Genomic DNA, 20,321 nt, shown 5'->3' on the forward strand with positions numbered 1-20,321 from the left:
GGCGAGCAGCGGTTGAGCGCTTTTTTCTAGAGGGAAGGAACGTTAGCCGCAATGGTACGGGCATTGGACGGCGCTCGGGCGACAGATAATCCCGTTCCTGTCCCGACCAGAGCGCCCAATCCCTTGTTGCCTCCCATCACTTTCCCAGAATCGCTGCCCGTCAGCGGCAAACGCGCTGACATTGAAGCGGCCCTGCGCGAGCACCAGGTCATCATCGTGTGTGGTGAAACGGGCTCGGGCAAGACCACGCAACTGCCTAAGATCGCGCTCAGCATGGGCCGGGGCGGCTGGGGACAGGCGCGCGTGCCGGGCCAGCGCGCCCAGCAGATCGGCCACACGCAGCCGCGCCGGATTGCCGCGTCCAGCGTGGCCAAGCGCATTGCCGAAGAACTGAACACGCCGCTGGGCGAGGTGGTCGGCTACAAGGTTCGCTTCCAGGACCGCCTGCAACCTGGCGCCTCCGTCAAGCTGATGACCGACGGCATCTTGCTGGCCGAAACGCAGTCTGATCCATTGCTGCGCGCCTACGACACGATCATCATCGACGAGGCCCACGAGCGCAGCCTGAACATCGACTTCCTGCTGGGCTACTTGCGCCAACTGCTGCCGCGTCGGCCCGACCTGAAAATCATCGTCACCTCGGCCACCATTGATGCCGACCGCTTTGCCCAGCATTTCGCATCCAGCAAAGGGCCTGCGCCGGTCATCATGGTCTCTGGCCGCTTGTTCCCGGTCGAGCAGCGCTGGCGCCCTTTTGAAGACAGCCGCGACTACGGCCTGAACGAGGCCATCACCGACGCGGTCGATGAACTCTGGCGCGAAGGCAGCGGCGACATCCTCGTGTTTTTGCCTGGCGAACGCGAGATCCGCGAAGCTGCCGACCAGTTGCGCAAGCACATGGCCAACCAGCGGATGGTGGCCAACATCCTGCCGCTGTTCGCGCGCCTGAGCCAGCAGGAGCAGGACGAAGTCTTCCGCACCGGGGGGGCGCGTCGTGTGGTGCTGGCCACCAACGTGGCCGAAACCTCGCTCACCGTGCCCGGCATCCGCTATGTGATCGATGCCGGCCTGGCGCGCATCAAGCGCTACAGCTTCCGCAACAAGGTCGAGCAGTTGCAGGTCGAGCCGATCAGCCAGTCGTCGGCCAACCAGCGGGCAGGGCGCTGCGGCCGCGTGGCCAATGGCATCTGCATTCGCCTGTACGACGAGAAAGACTTCAACGGTCGCCCCAAATTCACCGACCCCGAGATCCTGCGCAGCTCTCTCGCCGGCGTGATTCTGCGGATGAAGTCGTTGCACCTGGGCCTGGTCGATGACTTCCCCTTCATTGAACCACCCTTGCGCAAAGCGATTGCCGATGGCTACCAGCTGCTCAACGAACTGGGCGCGGTCGACGAAGCCAACGAGATCACCCCCTTGGGCCAGACCCTGGCGCGCCTGCCGCTGGACCCACGCGTGGGCCGCATGATCCTGGAAGCCAAGGACCGCCAGGCCCTGGCCGAGATGCTGGTCATCGCTTCAAGTTTGAGCGTGCAGGACGTGCGCGACCGCCCCATCGAGCACCAGCAGGCGGCCGACGAAAAGCACAAAAAGTTCGACGACGAGAAGTCCGAGTTCATGGGCACGCTCAAGCTGTGGAAATGGCTGGACGAAGGGCGGGGCGGCCACGGTCACCACGCGCCCGGGGCGCCTGAACAGCACAAGCTCAGTCACCGCAAGTACGAGCAACTGCTGCGCGAAAACTTCATCAACCCGCGCCGCGTGCGCGAGTGGAAAGACGTCTACGCTCAACTGAACACCGTGGTGGCCGAGCACAGCTGGCGCCTCAACGGCAGCCCCGCCACGTACGAGCAAGTGCATTGCTCACTGTTGGCTGGCCTGCTGGGCAACCTGGGTTGCAAGGGTGAAGACGAAGAGTGGTATCTGGGCGCCCGCGGCATCAAGTTCTGGAAGCACCCCGGCGCCAACCTCTCGAAAAAGCCCGGACGCTGGATCCTGGCCGCCGAACTGGTCGAGACCACCAAGCTGTATGGCCGGGGCATCGCCAACATCGAGTTGCCCTGGGTCACGCAACTGGGCGCCCACCTGCTGAAAAAGCAGATGCTGGAGCCCCATTGGGAAAAGAAAGCCGCCGAGGTCGTCGCGCTTGAGCGCGCCACGCTCTATGGCTTGGTCATCTACAGCAACAAGCGCATCAACTATGGCCTGGTCGACCCCGCCATGGCGCGCGAGATCTTCATCCGCGAAGCTTTGGTCAACGGCGAGTGGGAAACGCGCCTGCCTTTCCAGACGCACAACCACAAGCTGATCGCCCAGGTTGAGGCGTTGGAGCACAAGTCGCGCCGACAAGACGTGCTGGTCGATGACGAGCTGATCGCCGCCTTCTACGAGGCGCAGATCCCGCCTGAAGTGGTGTCCGGGGCGACCTTTGAGCGCTGGTACCGCCACGCCAGCCGCGAGCACCCCAAGCTCTTGCACCTGACCCGCGAAGAACTGATGCGCCACGAGGCGGCTGGCATCACCAGCAGTGCCTTCCCAAAAACCGTTCGACTGGGTGGCATCGACTGCACCACCACTTATCTGCACGAACCCGGCGACGCTCGCGACGGCGTGACGGTGACCGTGCCCATCTTTGCCCTCAACCAGGTGGGGGAGGACCGGGGTGAATGGCTGGTGCCCGGCATGCTCAAGGACAAGGTGCTGGCCTTGCTGAAGAGCCTGCATCAAAAGCCGCGCGCCCGCTTGGTCCCCTTGCCCGATTCCGCCGAAGCCTTCGTGCAGGCCGCCACCTTCGCACAGGGCGGCATGCTCGATGCCTTGATCAAGGCCGTTCGCGACAAGACCCAGCTGGACATCAAGCGCGCCGACTTCAAGCTGGAGCTGCTGTCACCCCACCTGTTCATGAACTACCTCGTGGTGGACGAACATGGCCGCCAGTTGGGCATGGGCCGCAACTTGGCCGCGCTCAAGGCCGATCTGGGTCACGAAGCGCGCGGGGCCTTCCAGGCCTTGGCTGCGCTCAAGGCGCAAGCCGTGGTGTCGGGTGTGGACGAGTCCGTGCCGGCCGCGCAAACCGTGGCCCCGAATGCCCGTTTCAGCAAAGCCTCCGTTGGGTCTTCACCGTCAACGGCCTCCGGCGCCGTGGCGAAGGCCAAGCCGCCGCAGCCCCTGACTGACTGGTCCTTCGGCGAGCTGCCCGAACTGATGGAAATCCATCGTGGCGGGCACACCCTGATCGGTTTTCCCGCCCTGATCGACAAGGGCGCGCACGTCGAAATCGAAGTGTTCGACGAGCCGGATGTCGCTGCATCCAAGCACCGCGCAGGCTTGCGCCGACTGGTCGCCCTGCAGATCAGGGAGCCGCTCAAATACCTTGAAAAGAACATCCCCGATTTGCCGAAGATGGCCATGGCTTACATGAGCCTGGGGACGTCCGACGAGTTGCGCGAGCAAATCATTGACCTGGCCCTGGACCGTGCCTTCCTCCTCGACCCCTTGCCCACCAACGCGGCCAGTTTCAAGGCTCGGGTCGAAGAAGGCCGCACACGCCTGAACCTGATCGCCCAGGAAGTGGCGCGCCTGGCGGGCACGGTGCTGGTGGATTACGCGGCGGCGGTGCGCAAGCTCAAGGACGTTAAGCCGCCCAAGGAGGTGCATGACGACATCGCCGCGCAGCTTCAGCGCCTCATGCCCAAGCGTTTTTTGGTCATGACGCCGTATTCGCAATTGCAACATGTGTCTCGTTACCTGAGGGGCACCACGCTCAGATTGGACAAGTTGCGTGGTGACCCAGCGCGTGACGCCCAGCGCCTGCTTGAAATGCGCCCGCTGGAACAGCGCTACACGCGCCGCCTGGCCGATCTCAAGGGCGTCGTCGATGCGCGGACTGATGAATTTCGCTGGCTGCTTGAAGAGTTGCGCGTCAGTCTTTTTGCGCAAGAGTTGCGAACGCCGCAGCCCGTGAGCATCAAGCGGCTTGAGAAAACATGGTCACAAATCACGAATTGAGAGGGCGGAATTCGGTGCTATGTGTAACCGCAATACGGATGAACGTTACGCCTCGTCACGTTCAAAACGGCGTCAGAATTTCACCGCCCCAGAATTCGCATGTCGGGTGCTGTGCCCATTTTTTTTTGGTTTGGAGTTCGTTGTGGATAGAAGTGTGCAAAAGCGTCGTTGGGTCTGGGCCATGTCGGGCCTGGTGTTTGTGCTGGCTGGAAGTGCTGTTCAGGCACAGGCTATTTCGTCGACCGGCCTTTGGGCGACTGATGCCAGAGTCATGTTGAACGGTGTTGATTCGGTTGATCTGATGACCAAATATCAGATTCAAGTCGCGAACACCTTGCCTGCGCCCTTGAAGGCTCAGGCACTGATCTCTTTGAACCAGGCGAAGACCCGTGGCACTACCACCGTCTGCATTACCCCGCAGAACGTGGCCTCTGTCAGCACGCCGACTGCCATTTTCACCACCTTTTCGAGGATGAATGCCCGTTGCACCCTGGTTAAGGGAACAGCCACAGCCTTGACCCAGAACTTCACCGGTCGCTGCGATGATCCTGCCAGTTTCACAGGCAATGTGCGTGGCACCATCACCCTGCGAGATAACTTGAGGTCGTGGGTGTCGGAAACCGTTGGCTTTGGCTTGGTGCCTGATGTCGCGTTGGCCGCCTTGAAGCTTCCGTCCAAGACATTGGTGCGCATGCAGTCGTTCACGGCCAGTTATTTGTCGTCCCCCACCTGCCCGGTCGCCACTGTTGCATCGGTAACGCCCTGAATCCAGGTTATACTAGCAATCTAGTCGGGGCGTAGCGCAGCCTGGTAGCGCATCTGCTTTGGGAGCAGAGGGTCGTGAGTTCGAATCCCACCGCCCCGACCAAAAATTGAACAAGCCAGCAGATTGAATGATCTGCTGGCTTTTTTCATGGGCCATCGCCATCAAGCCCAGGTGAGCATGCTGCGCATTGGATGTGCGATATTCACGCACCGACATGTCGTCATGCAAAATGAGCCACCAGCGCTTGGTAAGTTATGTAACTTCGGCAAAGTCCCATTGGTTCGATCGCCACACCTTGATCAAGCTTCCTTGATCAATCGACATGCGCCTTCAGGCCAGCCGCCTCGCCAGGCCGTAAAATTGCACCTTCACTGTCCGTAGCTCAACTGGATAGAGCAATTGCCTTCTAAGCAATAGGTCGGGGGTTCGAGTCCCTCCGGACAGGCCAAAATTTGTTGGCGAGACGTGTTGGGTGGTGAAAACATGGTCATCCATGCGAGGCGAACCCATGCAGAATGGACGCAGTACTTTGTGACCTTTCCAATTCATCCGGCGTTTCGCTGACCAGCATGTTTGCATCCATCAAGCGCATGATCTCTCCCGGCTCATCCAACAAGGGCGACGAGGGGCAGGTGTTGTCCACCTGGGCCAAGGCCGAGGGCTATGCCTATAAAACGGTGCGTGACAAGGACGGCGGTGGCCATGTGGTCCAGGCCGAGGATGAAGATTGGCGCGTGGAATGGGGGGCGTCGCAACGCTCCTATATCCGTGGCAAGGAACTTCGGTTTCGCAGCGAAACCAAGCTCCCCCCCGATGTGCAGATCCTGGTAACCAGCCGGGTTTTGGCTCATGCGCTCGAGACCGAGGTGTTCAGCAGTTTCACCAACGCCATGCAAACCCAGGTTGACAACACCTTGCCTGATGAAATGCGTTGGTTGCCCATGCATCCGCGCGTGACATTGAGTGAGCCCGTGGTCTTGTCCAAGCGCTTTGTGGTGTTGTCGAACGCTGAAACCGTGGCCCGTCGCTGGTTGGACGACAGCCTGCTGGCCGTGCTTGAAGACGCAGCCACCAGTTGGTGGACCGATGCCTTGGTCATGGTGATCACCGTGAACCGTGGTCGCTTGACCATCCGCATGCCGGGGCAGCCCCTTGAGGAAGCCCAGCTTCATGCCGTGGGGCGTTTGTGCTCTCAGGCAACTCGCAGCTTGAGGGCGGCGGCCCTCAGTTCATCGGCCGGTTGAGTTTTGCTGTGTCTCAACCCTTGCGGTTGAGGAAATTCTCAATCGCTTGGCCCGCCTCAGGGCGAAGCAAGTTGACCATGAAATGTTGTTTTTCAGCGTCCAGTTGCTGGCGCAGTGTTTGGGTCGGCGCCTCATTCACCAGTTCCTTGATGCTTGCCAGTGCACCTGAAGGGGCCTGTGCCAGTTGCTCCGCCCAGATCAAGGCTTGTTCCAGTGCGGTGCCCGCAGGGGTGACCTGATGCACCACGCCCCAATGCGCCATCTCTTGCGCCGAGATGGGGGTGCTTTGCCACAGCAGTTGCAGGGCGGGGCCACGTCCCAACGCGCGGGCAAGGTGCCAGCTCGCACCACCGTCGGGCGACAGACCCACTTGGCTGTAGGCAGACACAAATCGCGCATTTTCGGCCGCCACCACCAGATCACACGCCAGTACCAATGACAGGCCGCCGCCCGCGGCCACGCCTTCCACGGCCGCAATCACCGGTTTGGGAAAACTGCGCAGCGCCTCGATCCATTGGTGAAAGGCATCGATGTGCTCCGCCACTTTGGGCAGATCGTGTTGGCGGTTGTGGGTTAAACGCTGCAAATCGCCGCCGCCACAAAAATGATCTCCCGCCCCGGTCAGAATCACCGCACGCACCTCATCATTGGACTCGGCCATATTGAGTGTTTCGATTCCAGCCGCATAAACCTGTGGCGACAAGGCGTTTCGCGTGGCAGGGCCAACCAAGGTCATGATTTGCGTGGCGCCGACGCGTTCGGTTTGCAGTTCAGTGGTCATTCAATTTTGGTAATCGGTAACGAATAGCCGGGAAGTTCAGGTGCTTCCCAAGGCATGGAAGCGTTGGGCTTCATGCTAGAGTGAAATCTTGGGCCTCGCATGCACCGATATGAATAAATTCAACAGAATATCGGCCGCGGTTCTAGCCGGTATGGCGCTTTATGGAGCGTCTGGGGCATCCCACGGTTTGGGCTTCGGCCGGCCCACCAGTCGCGCCATTTTGGGCGAAACGCTCAATGTGACCGTTCCCATTCACGTGGAAGCGGCCAATGACATCGCCAACGAGTGCGTCGCGGCCGATGTCTATTTTGGTGACGATAAATTGGCCGCCTCCGAGGTCACCACCGTGCTGCTGCCGGGTGCTGGCAACGAGCGCGTGATCAAGGTGAGCACCCGCAAGTTCGTCAATGAGCCGGTGGTCACGGTCTACTTGGCCGCTGGATGCTCCGCCAAGGTCAGCCGCAAATTCGTGGCCTTCGCTGATCCGCCCAGCGCGGTTTTGCCTTCTGCCAGTTTCAGCGAGACTGAAGCGCCTCCCGTGGCCTATGCCGCTAAACCCGGCAAGGTGACCGTGGGTGGCCTGACCGTCGAAACCGGTGGCGCCACCATCGCTGCTGCACCATCGGGTGATGGCGAGGCTACCCCCAAGGCGACCCAACGTGCCAGGAAGTCATCTGCGGTGGCGGCAAAGGCGGGTGCAACCGGGGCCGATGTGTTGCAAGGCGCCCCGAGCATGGCGCTGTCGCCACGCGCTCAGGCCCAGACTGCCAAGGTGGCGGACGAGGCCACGTTGAACCGTTACCAACAAACCGGCGGTGCGGGCAAATTGGCCGCAGCACAGACCCCGCGCTCGTCGGGCGAACGGCTGATGCTGGATCCTGTGGACGCTGATGCCTTGATTCAGCCCAATTTGACGATGACTGCCGCCCTTCAAGGCAGGTTTGAAGGCGATGAGCCTTCCGCAGAGGTGCGGGAGCGGCGTGTGGCCGCGGCTGCTTTGTGGCTTGCCATGAACGCCACGCCCGAGCAATTGGCCCGAGATCAGCAACGCGTGCAAGAGCTCGAAAAGCGTTTGGCCAGTTTGAAGCAAGAGTCAGTTCAGTCTCAACAGCAACTGGCCCAACTGCAAGCGCGTGTCAACGAGGCAGAGTCCGTTCGGGCCAATCCCACTGTGGTGTACGCACTGGGCGGCTTGGCTGCCCTGCTGGCCGCTGCTGTGGCGGTGCTGTTTTTGAAGGATCGGCGCCAAGGCGCGGGATCTGATTGGTGGAAGTCGGACGCGGGGCCGACTGGTGACGACAGTGCCAACACCTCGCCCTTGGAGCGCACTTTGGCGCAGTTCAAGCCAGGGCATGCTGGGGTGGATGATGGCTTGCGTGACACCCCTCCTGCCGGGGCGATACCAGTGGTCCCCGTGCCCACGCCAGTTGTCCTTGCTCCCGCGAGGGAGCCTGCACCCACGTTCAACATTCCGCCAGTCGTCAATTTGCCGACATCGCCGCTCATGGCAGCTGCGACCACGCGTGCGCCGCGCGCAGCGCTGCATGACGCGCCGCGCGAGGTATCGGTCGAGGAGTTGATTGATCTGGAGCAGCAAGCCGAGTTTTTCATTGTGCTGGGGCAAGATGACGCGGCCCTTGATCTGCTGGAAAGCCATGTTCTGAGCACCACGGGCGCTAGCCCACTGCCTTTCCTGAAGCTGCTGGAGATCTACCAACGACTGGGCAAGCGCCAGGACTACGAGCGCATCCAGGCTGAGTTCAATCAACGCTTCAATGGTTATGCGCCGGCTTGGGAGTCAGACCTGTTGCAAGGGCACAGTCTGTCGGAATACCCAGGCATCGTCGAGCGCTTGCAGGCCCTGTGGGCGGTGCCCGCCAAGGCGATGGACGTGCTCGAGCGCTCGCTCACCCGACCTGATGCCGAGGTTGAAACCTTCGACCTGCCAGCTTACCGCGAATTGCTGTTCCTCTATGCCGTGGCCCGGGATCTGTCTGAGCGGGAGCCAGAGACCCGTGAGGCGGTGGATCTGAGCCTGCCTTTCACCGACCCCACCATGGTGACGGTGTCCTCCGAGCCTGAGACCATCGAACCCTTGATGGCGACACGCCCGGTCAAGGCCCAACCCCATGCTCAGCCCGTGATCAGCCTTGATTTGTCATTGGATGATCTGGAGCCAGTGGATGCCCCCCTGACTTCCCCTCCACTTCGCAATGAGATTGAGTTCGAGCACGTGGACTTGAATCCTGGCCTGCCGGACAAGACTTGAGCCGTGCTTGACTGAGACTTGTGTGGCCTTACAGCCCGTGGTCGCTGCCGATGGTGGTGCTCGATCCAGGCTGCATGGCTTGCAGAATCAGCTGTCGGGTGAGGCGGTCTGAAATCAGCTCGGCAAACGCCAGCACGAACTGACGCAGGTAGGCTCCCCGCTTGAACGCCAACCTGGCCATGTTGGGGCCGAACAGGTGCCCAACGGGCCGCCAAACCAGATCACCTTGCGGGGTCATGGTCGGGTCGTCCTTCACGGCCATTTCGGCCACCAAGCCAATGCCTAGACCTAGGCGCGTGTAGGTCTTGATGACGTCGGCGTCGATGGCTTCCAGCACCACGTTGGTGGTCAGGCCACGTTGTGCAAAAGCCAGGTCAATCCGTTTACGGCCCGTGAAGGAGGGGTGGTACGAGATCAATGGCTCGGCGGCCAATTGCTCCAGGGTCAAGCGCGGCACTTGGGCCAGTGGGTGGTTTGCGGGCATGACGACCACGTGCTGCCACTCATAGCATGGCAGGGTCACCAGTTCGGGGAAATCGCTGAGCGATTCGGTGGCCAGGCCGATGTCGGCGGTTTCGTCCAGCACCATCTGGGCCACTTGTTCGGGCGTGCCCTGATGCAAGCTGATGGCGACCTTGGGGTATTTTTTGCGCAAGGCGGCCACGGGCTCCGGCAGCACATAGCGGGCTTGCGTGTGCGTGGTGGCAATCGACAGGGTGCCGGTGTCTTGCAGGGCGTATTCGTCGCCAATGCGTTTGAGGTTGCCCACCTCTCGCAAGATCAGGTCGATGGACTTGAGCACATGCTGCCCAGGCTCGGTGATCCGCTTCAGGCGTTTGCCATGGCGCACAAAAATGTCGACGCCCAACTCTTCTTCCAGCTCCAGGATGGCTTTTGAGATGCCCGGCTGCGAGGTGTGCAGTGCTTTGGCCGTCTCGGTCAGGTTGAGGTTGCGGCGGGCCGCTTCGTGAACAAACCGGAACTGGTGCAGGTTCATGGGTGCTTGCTCATGGGTCAGTCAGGTTGGGCCAGGGACCAAGCGCTGTCAGCCAGGGCCTGGATCAGCAGATCGGTTTCGCCCACAGCGCGGCTGAGTTTCCACTGCACCTGGGGGTGCTGCTCCCCCAACTCGGTCATCAGCAGTGGCAGGTCTTTGCGCACGTGGCCACCTGCCCCCAGGAACAAGGGCACCACGGTAACCTGCTGGCAACCGGCGTCCGCCAAGGCGGCACCAGCTTCGCGCAGGTTGGGAGACATGAATTCCAGGAAGGCCAGGCGAACATCGGTGCCTGCGGTGTCGGCCAAGCGCTCTCGCAGCCGATCGGCCGCGGCTTCGAAGGGGCGCGCCCAGTTGGGGTCGCGGGCGCCATGCGCGAATAAGAGGATGCCACGTGAACTCATGTGTGCTGCCCAGGTTTTTAACGGTTGCGGACCAGCCAGACAAACGCGCTCATCGACAGGCCGAGGTAGACCAGGCTGGGCAGCGCCGCCGCGATCCAGGGTGTCCATTGGTGCAGGAGGCCCAGGTGGCTGGAGATGTGGTTGACGAGCACAAAGCTGATGCCCAGCATGACGCCGCCAAAGATCTTCAGGCTCATGCCGCCACTGCGCGCGTGAAGGTAGGCGAAAGGCAGCGCCAGCGCCAGCATCACCATGCAGACCAGTGGTGCAGTGGCTCGTTTCCAGAACTGGATTTCATAGCGTTGGGCGGCTTGGGCATTGCTGGCCAGGTGCTGGGTGTAGCGCCACAGTGACAGGGTGGACATGGTGTCGGGCGGGAGCACGGAGGCGGCCACCACCATGGGCGTCAAACTGCTTTGCCAGTCCATGGTGGGCAGTCGGCGTTCGTCGATGCCAGCGATGTCCAGGTTGGTGGACTCGCCGGGCATGGTGAATTGGCCTGGCCAGCGTGTGTCGGTCACGCCTTGCAAATGCCACATCGAGCCCGCCTTGCCCTTGCCGATGGGTTCGACCCGGGCTTGCTGGGCCGAGACACGCCGCACCAATCTACCCAGGTGGTCAAACTCGAACACCCGCACCTGTCGGAAGTGGTCCTGGCCTTCCGCCGCGCCCACATTGACGGTCACGGTGTGGACCTGGCCGTTGGTTTGCGGCGCGCGTTCTCGCAACCAGGCGCCACTTTGGCCCAACTGGATGCCTTGGCCCTCTCGGAACTGGGCGTGGTGCAGCGTGGCCTGACGTTCTGCCAAAGGCATGAGCCAGTCGCCCACGCCGATCATCAGGAGGGCGCTGGCCAGGCCGATGCCGCCGAGCAGCCACAAGGCCCGCGCCGGGCCCAGCCCGCCAGTGCGCAGGATGGTGAACTCGGAGGTCTGCGCCAGCCGGGCCAGTGCCAAGGTGGTGCCAATCAGCAAGGCAATCGGGAACACATCGTAGAAGTGACCGGGCAGCTCCAGCACGCAGTCCCAGATGGCATCCAGCAAGGTGTAGCCGTGGCGACCCACATCGCGCAAGGCATCGACGAAATCGGTGAAGAAGCTCAGGGCCAGGAAGGCTGCAGCCACGAAGATCACCGCAGCGATGATCTGGCTGTACAGCAGGCGTCGGACTGTTTTCATGAGCGCCCCTTGATGAGGGTCACCAGGCCGCCGTCGCGCCACCAGATGCGAGCCAGGGCCAGCAAGGTCAACAGGCCGTGCACGCCCAACAGGCTGGTCCAGATACTCAATTGCTGGTTGGTCACCCAGGTTTGGGTCATCGACAGCAGGTTGAAATAGATCACGAACACCAGCAGCGCAAACACCAGGCTCCAGTTGCTGGAGCGCCGTGCGTTGCCCGAGGCCAGGCCCAGGCCCACCAGCATCATGTTCAGGGCCGCCCAGACCATGCCGATGCGCCAGACCAACTCGCCCTGCATGTCGGAGGCAGATGCTGTCAGCAGGTCCAGTGTGGAGGCGCTGCGCACGGCGGGGCGACCGCCTTCGCTTTGTTCCGCTTCGCCCACCAGGATGCGTGCCGAGTTAAAGCGCGACAGCACCTTCTCGCCCGTCTTCAAGTCGGTTTGCGTTCTTTCGCCGCGCATGAGGTTCAGGTAACGCTGCCCTTTGACGGTCTCCAGCTGACCTTCTTGCGCGGTGATGACCGCCTCTTGGCCATTTTGCGTGAGCACCATGAAGACGTTTTTACCGACGCTTTCGCCATCGCTGTGGCTGTCAATGAAAAACACCCGGCTGCCGTCCGATGAGCTTTGGAATTGCCCTGGCTGCACCCGTGCGATGTCGGATCGCTTTTCGTAGCGTTCCTTGAGCAATTGCGTTTGAGACTGTGCCCACGGCCGGGCGACCAACACCAGCAGGGCCACGCTCAGCAGCACAGGCCAGCCCATTTGCCCCAGTGGGCGTAAAAAACTGAACTGGCGGGCACCGCTGACTTGCCAGACCACCATTTCGCTTTCGCGCCAGAAACGGCTGAGCACCGCAACCACCGACACGAACAGGGCCAGGCTGACCAGCATGGGTGCCTGTCCAATGAGGGTGTAGCCCAGCATCAGGCTCACGTCGCTGGCCGCGAACGCGCCTTTGGTGGCCTGGCTCAGCATGCGGATCAGCAGCATGGTCAGGACCACGGTCAACAGCACCACCAGCGTGCCGACAAAGCTTCGCCAGAGTTCTCGGCGCACAGAGGAATCGAATAACATTGCTCAGCTCAAATCAATCCGTCCATTATGGACGCGCACCGCATGGACTATCGCTACACCGTGGCCCAAGGGCCCGCCTTGTCCCAAATCAACGCCGACGCCTTGTTGGTGATCCTGACCGGCGACCACGCTACCACGGGTGATCCGGCCCTGGATGCCCTGGCGGAGCAAGCCCTCAAAGGCAACGATTGGGCACTCAAGGCGGGCAAGGTGCTTTATGTGCACCGGCCTGTCGGCGTCAAGGCGGCGCGCCTGGTGCTGGTGGCGGCGGCTGATGCATCCGGCAAGGCCTTCAAGGCGGCCGTGGGCAAGGGCGTGGCCGAGGTCAAGGACCGTGGCGTGGCTCACCTGGCCGTCGCGGTGGGCGCGGGTTGGCTCCTGGAAGCCGGACATGCGCAAAGCCTGGTGCTGGCGGTGGCTGATGCCACTTATGTCTACCGCCACACCAAGCCCAGCGCCCCCAAGGCCTCTGGCTTGAACAAAGTGACCTTGCTGGGTTCGACCTCGGGATCGGCCGCCTTGAAGGCTGGTTTGACCCAAGGTGAGGCCGTGGCCGAGGGCGTGACCCTGGCGCGTGAGTGCGGCAACCGCCCTGGCAACTACTGCACGCCCAGCTACCTGGCTTCCGAGGCCAAGCGCCTGGGCAAGGAGTTCAAGCACCTCAAGGTGCAGGTCCTGGATCGCCCCGCTTTGCAAAAATTGGGCATGGGTTCCTTCCTGTCGGTGGCCAATGGGTCCGACGAGCCGCCCAAATTCATCATCCTGCGCTACGAAGGTGCGGCCAAGTCGCAGGCGCCCATCGTGCTGGTGGGCAAGGGCATCACTTTTGACTCTGGCGGCATTTCGATCAAGCCCGGCGCGGGCATGGACGAGATGAAGTTCGACATGGGCGGTGCCGCCAGCGTGCTCGGCACCTTCCGCGCCGTGGCCGAACTCAAGCCCAAGGTCAACCTGATTGGCCTGATCCCTACGTGCGAGAACATGCCCAGCGGCACCGCCACCCGGCCGGGTGATGTGGTCACCAGCATGTCTGGCCAGACCATCGAGGTGCTCAACACCGATGCCGAAGGCCGCCTGATCCTGTGCGACGCCTTGACCTATGCCGAGCGCTTCAAGCCCGCAGTCGTGGTCGACATCGCCACCTTGACGGGCGCCTGCGTGGTGGCCCTGGGACACATCCACAGCGGCCTGTTCAGCGCCGATGAAGAACTGGCCCAGTTGCTGCTGTCAGCGGGCCAACAGGCCCAGGACACCGCCTGGCGCTTGCCGCTGGACGATGAGTATGGCGACTCGCTCAAAAGCAACTTTGCCGACCTGGGCAATGTGGGTGGCCGCGAAGGCGGTGCCATCACGGCCGCCGTGTTCCTGAGCAAGTTCACCAAGGCCTACCGCTGGGCCCACCTCGACATCGCCGGCTCGGCCTGGAAGTCGGGCGGGGCCAAGGGTGGCACGGGCCGCCCCGTCGGTTTGCTGACCCAATTCGTGTTGTCGCAAGCAGGTGAGGGTGCCCTCAAGCCGCGAGCGCCTTTGGCTGCCAAGAAAACCACCAAGGTGGCGGGCAAAGCCGCTTGATGACCCTGATGGCTGATTGATGAACACCGTTGAGTTTCACCATGGCATGACCGACAAGCTGTCTTACGCTTGTCGGCTGCTGCGCAAGGCCTACAAAAGCGGTGCGGGTGTGTTGGTCACAGGCGATGCCAACACGCTCAAGGCCCTTGACCGCCAGCTTTGGGTGTTTGACGAGCAAGAGTTTTTGCCGCATGTGCTGGCCATGCCTGGGCAAGACATGCCCGCGCGTTTGCACGACACGCCGGTGTGGCTGGCGCCGCATGGTGTGAACACGCAGGCGCCCGGCCAGCGCAGCATCCTGGTCAACCTGGGCCCAGACATGCCCGATCAACCCGAGCGTTTTGAGCGCTTGTTCGAGATCGTGTCCCTGGAGCCGCACGACCGCCAGCTTGGCCGCCAGCGCTGGAAGCAATACGAGGCCCTGGGCCTGCAGATTCAGCCGCATGAGGTGAAGGAATGAATTTCCCCACCCGGCCCCATCCTGCCAATGTGCCCACGCTCACCGAGGTCATCGAACTTGATCCCGAGGGCGGTCAGCTCTTGCCGACGTTCGAGGTCGCTTCATCAACGTCCATGGTGCCCTTGGCCTCGATTCCGCATGTCGTTCCAGCCATGCCGGTCGAGGTCATTGAGCCTGAGGTGTCTGAAGCCCAGTTGTCTCAACGCATCCTGACCGATGTGCAGCGACAGATCGACTCGATGCTGGAGTTCCGCTTGCGTGAATCCATGCAGCCCTTGCTGGCCCAGTTCACCGAAACCCTGATGCAAGACCTGCGCGATGAACTGTCCCGAACCATGCGCGATGTGGTGACGCGCGCCGTGGCCCAGGAAGTGGCCAAGCTGCGCAACAACCGCTGATTCTTTATCTGTAACGCCATTCAATGATTGAGGTGGATATGACCCAACGCTTTGCTTTGTTCCCGATGGCCGCGGCCGCTGCGATGTTGTCCTCGCTGTGCATGGTCACTGCCGCGCAAGCCCAGACCATGGTTCGCATTGGTCACGTGGCCCCGGTGTCGGGTGCGCAGGCCCACTACGGCCGAGACAATGAAAACGGTGCCCGCATGGCCATCGAGGAACTCAATGCCCAGGGCGTCGAGATCGGAGGCAAGAAGGTGAAGTTCGAGCTTGTGGCTGAAGACGATGCGGCCGACCCCAAGCAAGGCACAGCCGCAGCCCAGAAACTGTGCGACGCCAAGGTCAATGGCGTGGTGGGGCATTTGAATTCCGGCACCACGATCCCGGCGGCCAAGATCTACAGCCAATGCGGCTTGCCCATGGTCACGCCCTCGGCTACCAATCCAGACCTGACCACCCTGGGCTACAAGAATGTGTATCGCTTGCTGGCCAATGACAATGCCCTGGGCGCCGGTTTGGCGCAATACGCGGCCAAGACCTTGAAGCTCAAGAAGGTGGCCATCATTGATGACCGCACGGCCTACGGACAGGGTGTGGCCGGGGTGTTCCGCCTTCGGGCCAAGGAGCTGGGCCTGGAAGTGGTGAGCGAGCAGTACACCAACGACAAGGCGGTGGATTTCATGTCCATCCTGACCTCGATCAAAAGCAAGAAGCCCGATGGCATTTTCTTTGGCGGCATGGACCCTCAAGCCGGCCCCATGTTGCGCCAGATGCAGCAACTGGGCTTGACCAAGGCTTACCTGTTTGGCGGCGATGGCATTTGCACCGACAAGCTGATCGAGCTGTCCAGCGGCGCGAAGACCTTGGGCAACGTGGTGTGCGCCGTGGGCGCAGCCTCGCTGGACAAGTTGCCTGGCGGCAAGGCTTGGCGTGCCAAATACGATGCCAAGTTCCCCAAGCAATATCAGGTTTATTCACCGTACACCTACGACGCGACGATGTTGCTGGTAGACGCGATGAAGCGCGCGGGCTCGGTTGATCCCAAAGTGTATGCGCCCAAGCTGGCCGCCACCGACTACACCGGCATCACGGCCCGCGTGCAATTTGAGCCCAATGGCGAGCGCAAAACCCCGTCCATGACGCTGTTCGCCTACAAAGATGGCAAGAAGGTGGAGCTGAACTGAGCGAAAGCCTTGCTATAATTGCGGGCTTCGGAGAGGTGGATGAGTGGTTTAAGTCGCACGCCTGGAAAGCGTGTGTAGGTTTATCCCTACCGCGGGTTCGAATCCCGCCCTCTCCGCCAAGACACTAATGAAAACGGGCCTTCGGGCCCGTTTTGCTTTGCTTGGAAGGTCCTATGACGCGTCAGATTCCCTCTTCTGAAGGCTCCTTCAACCCGCATGTGCCCGGCATTGATTACGGCATGCTCGATTCACTGGTCGGATATGGCGTGCGCCGCGCGCAGATCGCGATCTACAACGATTTCCTGCCCGCGCTGGATGCCTGGAACATCACCCCCCCGCGCTTCTCCGCCCTGGTGATCATCAGCCGCAACAAGGGCCTGAAGTTGACCGAGCTGGCGCAAGTGCTGGGCATTGCCCGCTCGGGCGTGGTGGCACTGATCGATACCTTGTCCGAGATGGGCTACGTCGATCGCCTGGCGGTGCCGGGCGACCGCCGTGCCTATGGCCTGGCCCTGACGGCCTTGGGTAAAAAGGATCTGCGTCAGATTGAGCAGGCGGTGCTCAAGCAAGACCAACGGGCCGCTCACCGCTTGACGGTGGAAGAGCGCCAGCAGTTGTTGACTCTGCTCGACAAGCTGGCCTGTCCCTGATCAAAAGGCCCCTTCACCGCAATAAGCGCATGCGCATTGATTGTTATGATGAAGAACTATTCAACTCGGCTGAGTAGTCACATCCGAGTCACTCGAACGCAGTAAAGGATGCCCCCAATGTGGCACTGTGAAGAGAAAGGGCAGGGGCGCCCGCTGGTGCTGCTGCACGGCATCGGCATGTCTGGCTTTGCCTGGTCGCCGGTGATGGACTTGCTGGCCAAGGATCGCCGCGTGCTGGCCTTCGACACAGCAGGTTTTGGCAAGACGCCGATGCTGCCACCGGGTGTGCCACCCAGCGTGCCCAACCTGGTTCGGTCTCTGCTGGACACCCTGGACGCCATGGGCATCCACGAGCCCGTTGACGTGGTCGGCAACTCAATGGGGGGCTGGATGGCGCTGGAGGTGGCTCGCCGAGGCCGGGCACGTTCGGTGGTGGCCATCTCGCCCGCAGGCTTGTGGAAGGGGCACCCGGCATCCTGGGTCAAGCACTTCTTTGGCTTCATGCGCGCGTCCACCAAGTTGTCGCCTGGCATGGTGAAGCTGCTCATGAAGTCGGGGCTGATGCGTGAGTTGCTGCTGTCCATCCCCATTTCTTTTGGCAGTCGCCGCATGTCCGCGAGCGATGCCTCCCGCGCGGCCATTGAGTTCGCCTTTGCGCCTGGCTTTGATGCCGCGCTGGCCAACGCTGGTGCCTTCGAAGGCGGGCAATCCATCACCTGCCCGCTGACGGTCGCGTTTGGCCAGCGTGATTGGCTATTGACCGGCAGCGCCCAGCAGCGCGATCAGCTGCCACCTGGCACCCGTTGGTTCAAGCCCGCCAAGTGGGGGCATGTGCCCATGTGGGTTGATCCGCATGGGGTGTCTCGTTTGATCCTGGATGGCACGGTGTAACCGCAGGGTTCAAGGCAGGCACGCTCAGCCATAACAGCATCACCGAGGCCAGCACGGGCACGTTCTTGACCAAGGGGCCGCAGTGGTCGATGGTCAACTCGGGCATGTTCCACGCCGCCGTGGCGGTGTAGCCCACGATGGCCCCGGCCTGCAAGGCATAGGTCCAGGCGCCTGGGTGGCGGCGCAGCAAGGTCAGGCCCATGGCCGTGTTGATCGTGCAGGACAGCGCCATCATGCGCCAACCCCACTCGCCACTGAAGCCGCAGCGGGCCAGCAGATCCAGCACATGCGAAGCCTGTGGCCAAGCCACGGTGATCAGGGCCGTGTAGATCCACATGAAGGCCAGCGTGGCTTGCAGGCCATGGCGCATCCAGGTCGGCAGCGCGACCCAGGTGGGCAAGACCAGCGCCTGTTCCATCGCGGTGGGCTCGCGGCCCAGCCAGGCATGTGCGGCGTTGACGGCGGTGGTGTTGCCATGTTCCAGCATGGTCAGCGTGTCAGGGCTGAAGGCTTGTTGGTCAAACCATTGGGCCATGTGCGCGCCCAGGCGCATGAAGGGCATGGGCACAGGCATCCACAACGGCTCGCCCAGCCCTTGCGCACGCCGATAGTGTTGAAGCATGTCGCGGTAGCTGAGCACCTGCGGGCCGGCCAGTTCATGCACGGCGCCGTCGACCGAAGCGATGGGCGACGCGTGCCCGGCCATGCGCGCCACGGCCTCGGCCAGCTCCAGCACATGGATGGGTTGCACCCTTTGGCGGCCCAGCCCAGGCAGGCCGACGACCGGCATGCGCGCCAGCTGCTGAAACAAGGCGGCACTTTGGCTACCGGGGCCGTAGACCAGCGAGGGCCGCACCACTACACCGTCCAGCAAGCCTTGGCGCACCAGGCCCAGCAAGGCTTCGTCGGCTTGCAGCTTGGTCAGCGCGTAAGGTGTTTGCAGGTGGTGCGGCTGTGAACCCACGCCCAGCGCAGAGATCTGGATGACGCGCTGCACGCCAGCCAGGGCGGCCCCTCGGAACAGGGCTGCTGGCCCTTGCGCGTGGATGCGCTCGAAGCGGTTGCGCGAGTCCTGCATCAGGATGCCGACCGCGTTGATCACCACGTCAAAGCCGCCAGCCAGTGTCAGGCGCTCGGCCCAGGCTTGAGGGCTGACGTCTTCGGCGAAGTCGCAGTGCACGTAGTCGCTGCCCGCTGCAGCGGTTCGGCGGCCTTCGACCACGGTGTGGCCATGCGCCCGCAGGGTTGACGCGATCGCCCCGCCAATGCAACCCGATGCGCCTAGGATCAAGATTCTTCTGCTCATGATGGTGCTCTCACATCTCGCAATGGTCGTCATGGCAGCGCTGCATTCGTCTTTGACGGGCCTGTGCGCGTCGCTGTGCGATCACGTTGACCAATGGCGCCAGGCGCTCAGAGATGCCATAGCGGTGGCGCGCAAACCAGCGGTAGCCCATGTCGGTGATGGGCCGAAGCACAGGCCAGCGGGTGGGGGCCCACAGCCAGCCAAGGCCAACCGCGGCGTAGGCCAGGCGGATGGTCTCTACACCCGTGTAGACCTCGCCATCAGCGCCGATGCCATGCAAGGCCGCGTTCATGTCCAGCATGGTGGGCGGATGCGCGCCTGACGAAGCGGGCCAATGGTCGGCCAGGTTGAAGTCGGGTGCACTGATGTTCACGAAGAGCAGCTGACCTGCCACGCTTCGGTGGCGCAGCTCGTCCATTTCCAGGCGGCAGACGGGGCAGGAAGCGTCGTACAGCAGGGTGAGTGGGTAAACGCTGGTGGTGGCCATGGCAATCTCCGGTCAGTTGTCTTTAATTTCTGTCTATAGAGAAATAATCAGTCAAAAAAATGTCAGGGTTTGGTTTTGGTTTCGGATTCGCGGCCCAGCAGTTTCTTGATGCGGGCACCCAGTTTGAGCACTTTGGTCAGGGTGGCCACATCCAGGCGCAGCATTTCGTCGCTCCAGGCGGTCAGGATTTCCAGGAACTCGAGGGTGGCGCGGATGCGCAAGCGAACCTCGGCCGACTCCTTGCTCAAGGCCGGGTCAGCGAGGATGTCGCGCAGCACGGCCATGGTGGGGGCGAGTTCGCGCTCTTCACGCTCGCGCACGATGGTGCGGAACAGTTCCCAGATGTCGGTGGAGGTTTCGAAGTGATCGCGTCGGTCACCGGGCACGTGCACCAGCCGAGCCAACTTCCAGCTTTGCAACTCGCGAAGGCTGTTGCTGACGTTGGACCGGGCCACACCCAAGGTGTCCACGATCTCTTCGGCATGCAATGGGCGGCCGCTGATGTAGAGCAGCGCGTGGATTTGCGAGACCGTGCGGTTCACGCCCCAGCGGGTGCCCATTTCGCCCCAATGCAGGACGAATCGAGAAAGGGTGGGTGACAGGTTCATGGCTGCATTGTCGGATACTTCTTTAATTTCTGTCAATGC

At 62.1% G+C, this 20,321-nt stretch carries 18 protein-coding genes and 3 tRNA genes; 13 read left to right on the forward strand and 8 right to left on the reverse strand.

Going from position 1 to position 20,321, the window contains the following annotated elements; all coding sequences use genetic code 11:
• Positions 1-51: 51 nt before the first annotated feature.
• The 5 genes from hrpA (at position 52) to PSV38_RS13835 (ending at position 6,018) form a co-directional block, all read left to right on the forward strand.
• Entirely contained in the window at positions 52-4,008 is a 3,957-nt protein-coding gene (gene hrpA, locus PSV38_RS13815; RefSeq protein ID WP_300548347.1) for an ATP-dependent RNA helicase HrpA, read from the forward strand.
• Positions 4,009-4,027: 19 nt separating this feature from the next.
• The gene (locus tag PSV38_RS13820; RefSeq protein WP_300548349.1) at positions 4,028-4,774 is read left to right on the forward strand and encodes a DUF3617 family protein; all 747 of its coding nucleotides are present in this window, start codon (positions 4,028-4,030) and stop codon (positions 4,772-4,774) included.
• A 25-nt stretch (positions 4,775-4,799) separates the two neighbouring features.
• Positions 4,800-4,876, forward strand: a tRNA-Pro gene (locus PSV38_RS13825).
• Positions 4,877-5,145: 269 nt separating this feature from the next.
• Positions 5,146-5,222, forward strand: a tRNA-Arg gene (locus PSV38_RS13830).
• A 121-nt stretch (positions 5,223-5,343) separates the two neighbouring features.
• Entirely contained in the window at positions 5,344-6,018 is a 675-nt protein-coding gene (locus tag PSV38_RS13835; RefSeq protein WP_300548351.1) for a hypothetical protein, read from the forward strand.
• Positions 6,019-6,031: 13 nt separating this feature from the next.
• Here the strand turns inward: PSV38_RS13835 and PSV38_RS13840 are convergent, their stop codons facing one another.
• Complete coding sequence (locus tag PSV38_RS13840; protein ID WP_300548353.1) at positions 6,032-6,799, reverse strand: oxepin-CoA hydrolase, alternative type; 768 nt, start codon at positions 6,797-6,799, stop codon at positions 6,032-6,034.
• Between the two features lie 238 nt (positions 6,800-7,037).
• On the opposite strand from PSV38_RS13840, the gene PSV38_RS13845 reads away from it, so the two are divergent.
• A complete protein-coding gene (locus PSV38_RS13845) occupies positions 7,038-9,068 on the forward strand; it encodes a hypothetical protein (RefSeq protein ID WP_300548355.1) in 2,031 nt (676 codons plus the stop codon).
• 28 nt (positions 9,069-9,096) lie between these two features.
• Here PSV38_RS13845 and PSV38_RS13850 read toward each other — a convergent pair whose 3' ends face one another.
• The 4 genes from PSV38_RS13850 to lptF are packed head-to-tail and all read right to left on the reverse strand — an operon-like array spanning position 9,097 to position 12,726.
• The gene (locus PSV38_RS13850) at positions 9,097-10,065 is read right to left on the reverse strand and encodes a CysB family HTH-type transcriptional regulator (protein ID WP_300548357.1); all 969 of its coding nucleotides are present in this window, start codon (positions 10,063-10,065) and stop codon (positions 9,097-9,099) included.
• 17 nt (positions 10,066-10,082) lie between these two features.
• Positions 10,083-10,469, reverse strand: a complete 387-nt coding sequence (locus PSV38_RS13855) for a CbiX/SirB N-terminal domain-containing protein (RefSeq protein ID WP_300548358.1) — start codon at positions 10,467-10,469, stop codon at positions 10,083-10,085.
• A gap of 17 nt (positions 10,470-10,486) precedes the next feature.
• The gene (gene lptG, locus PSV38_RS13860; RefSeq protein ID WP_300548360.1) at positions 10,487-11,647 is read right to left on the reverse strand and encodes an LPS export ABC transporter permease LptG; all 1,161 of its coding nucleotides are present in this window, start codon (positions 11,645-11,647) and stop codon (positions 10,487-10,489) included.
• Positions 11,644-12,726, reverse strand: a complete 1,083-nt coding sequence (lptF, locus tag PSV38_RS13865) for an LPS export ABC transporter permease LptF (protein WP_300548362.1) — start codon at positions 12,724-12,726, stop codon at positions 11,644-11,646. The genes lptG and lptF overlap by 4 nt, the downstream gene beginning before the upstream one ends.
• Before the next feature lie 42 nt (positions 12,727-12,768).
• Here lptF and PSV38_RS13870 point away from each other — a divergent pair, with 42 nt between their 5' ends.
• The 7 genes from PSV38_RS13870 (at position 12,769) to PSV38_RS13900 (ending at position 17,881) form a co-directional block, all read left to right on the forward strand.
• Positions 12,769-14,298, forward strand: a complete 1,530-nt coding sequence (locus PSV38_RS13870) for a leucyl aminopeptidase (RefSeq protein WP_300548364.1) — start codon at positions 12,769-12,771, stop codon at positions 14,296-14,298.
• 19 nt (positions 14,299-14,317) lie between these two features.
• The gene (locus PSV38_RS13875) at positions 14,318-14,758 is read left to right on the forward strand and encodes a DNA polymerase III subunit chi (protein ID WP_300548365.1); all 441 of its coding nucleotides are present in this window, start codon (positions 14,318-14,320) and stop codon (positions 14,756-14,758) included.
• A complete protein-coding gene (locus PSV38_RS13880) occupies positions 14,755-15,156 on the forward strand; it encodes a hypothetical protein (protein ID WP_300548367.1) in 402 nt (133 codons plus the stop codon). The genes PSV38_RS13875 and PSV38_RS13880 overlap by 4 nt, the downstream gene beginning before the upstream one ends.
• A 65-nt stretch (positions 15,157-15,221) precedes the next feature.
• Positions 15,222-16,340: a branched-chain amino acid ABC transporter substrate-binding protein gene (locus PSV38_RS13885; protein ID WP_300548448.1), complete on the forward strand. Its 1,119-nt coding sequence runs from the start codon at positions 15,222-15,224 to the stop codon at positions 16,338-16,340.
• 29 nt (positions 16,341-16,369) lie between these two features.
• A tRNA-Ser gene (locus PSV38_RS13890) sits at positions 16,370-16,459 on the forward strand.
• Between the two features lie 54 nt (positions 16,460-16,513).
• Entirely contained in the window at positions 16,514-16,990 is a 477-nt protein-coding gene (locus PSV38_RS13895; protein ID WP_300548368.1) for a MarR family transcriptional regulator, read from the forward strand.
• A gap of 117 nt (positions 16,991-17,107) precedes the next feature.
• Positions 17,108-17,881, forward strand: a complete 774-nt coding sequence (locus PSV38_RS13900) for an alpha/beta fold hydrolase (RefSeq protein ID WP_300548370.1) — start codon at positions 17,108-17,110, stop codon at positions 17,879-17,881.
• Here the strand turns inward: PSV38_RS13900 and PSV38_RS13905 are convergent.
• The 3 genes from PSV38_RS13905 to PSV38_RS13915 form a co-directional block, all read right to left on the reverse strand.
• Entirely contained in the window at positions 17,799-19,187 is a 1,389-nt protein-coding gene (locus PSV38_RS13905) for an SDR family oxidoreductase (RefSeq protein WP_300548371.1), read from the reverse strand. The two genes, PSV38_RS13900 and PSV38_RS13905, sit on opposite strands and share 83 nt — an antisense overlap.
• Before the next feature lie 10 nt (positions 19,188-19,197).
• Positions 19,198-19,674, reverse strand: a complete 477-nt coding sequence (locus PSV38_RS13910) for a thiol-disulfide oxidoreductase DCC family protein (protein WP_300548373.1) — start codon at positions 19,672-19,674, stop codon at positions 19,198-19,200.
• Positions 19,675-19,736: 62 nt separating this feature from the next.
• A complete protein-coding gene (locus PSV38_RS13915) occupies positions 19,737-20,282 on the reverse strand; it encodes a MarR family transcriptional regulator (RefSeq protein WP_300548374.1) in 546 nt (181 codons plus the stop codon).
• Positions 20,283-20,321: the final 39 nt, after the last annotated feature.

The sequence above is a fragment of the Aquabacterium sp. genome, assembly GCF_029946005.1.
Taxonomy (GTDB): Bacteria; Pseudomonadota; Gammaproteobacteria; order Burkholderiales; family Burkholderiaceae_C; genus Aquabacterium.

Excerpts from the sequence above, each read along its gene's own strand:
- PSV38_RS13820 (WP_300548349.1), top strand. The coding sequence starts at position 4,028 with ATGTGTAACCGCAATACGGATGAACGTTACGCCTCGTCACGTTCAAAA.
- PSV38_RS13885 (WP_300548448.1), top strand. The coding sequence starts at position 15,222 with ATGGCCGCGGCCGCTGCGATGTTGTCCTCGCTGTGCATGGTCACTGCC.
- lptG (WP_300548360.1), bottom strand. The coding sequence starts at position 11,647 with ATGAAAACAGTCCGACGCCTGCTGTACAGCCAGATCATCGCTGCGGTG.
- PSV38_RS13900 (WP_300548370.1), top strand. The coding sequence starts at position 17,108 with ATGTGGCACTGTGAAGAGAAAGGGCAGGGGCGCCCGCTGGTGCTGCTG.
- PSV38_RS13910 (WP_300548373.1), bottom strand. The coding sequence starts at position 19,674 with ATGGCCACCACCAGCGTTTACCCACTCACCCTGCTGTACGACGCTTCC.
- PSV38_RS13880 (WP_300548367.1), top strand. The coding sequence starts at position 14,755 with ATGAATTTCCCCACCCGGCCCCATCCTGCCAATGTGCCCACGCTCACC.
- PSV38_RS13835 (WP_300548351.1), top strand. The coding sequence starts at position 5,344 with ATGTTTGCATCCATCAAGCGCATGATCTCTCCCGGCTCATCCAACAAG.
- lptF (WP_300548362.1), bottom strand. The coding sequence starts at position 12,726 with ATGTTATTCGATTCCTCTGTGCGCCGAGAACTCTGGCGAAGCTTTGTC.
- PSV38_RS13850 (WP_300548357.1), bottom strand. The coding sequence starts at position 10,065 with ATGAACCTGCACCAGTTCCGGTTTGTTCACGAAGCGGCCCGCCGCAAC.
- PSV38_RS13840 (WP_300548353.1), bottom strand. The coding sequence starts at position 6,799 with ATGACCACTGAACTGCAAACCGAACGCGTCGGCGCCACGCAAATCATG.
- PSV38_RS13895 (WP_300548368.1), top strand. The coding sequence starts at position 16,514 with ATGACGCGTCAGATTCCCTCTTCTGAAGGCTCCTTCAACCCGCATGTG.
- PSV38_RS13905 (WP_300548371.1), bottom strand. The coding sequence starts at position 19,187 with ATGAGCAGAAGAATCTTGATCCTAGGCGCATCGGGTTGCATTGGCGGG.
- PSV38_RS13855 (WP_300548358.1), bottom strand. The coding sequence starts at position 10,469 with ATGAGTTCACGTGGCATCCTCTTATTCGCGCATGGCGCCCGCGACCCC.
- PSV38_RS13870 (WP_300548364.1), top strand. The coding sequence starts at position 12,769 with ATGGACTATCGCTACACCGTGGCCCAAGGGCCCGCCTTGTCCCAAATC.
- hrpA (WP_300548347.1), top strand. The coding sequence starts at position 52 with ATGGTACGGGCATTGGACGGCGCTCGGGCGACAGATAATCCCGTTCCT.
- PSV38_RS13875 (WP_300548365.1), top strand. The coding sequence starts at position 14,318 with ATGAACACCGTTGAGTTTCACCATGGCATGACCGACAAGCTGTCTTAC.
- PSV38_RS13915 (WP_300548374.1), bottom strand. The coding sequence starts at position 20,282 with ATGAACCTGTCACCCACCCTTTCTCGATTCGTCCTGCATTGGGGCGAA.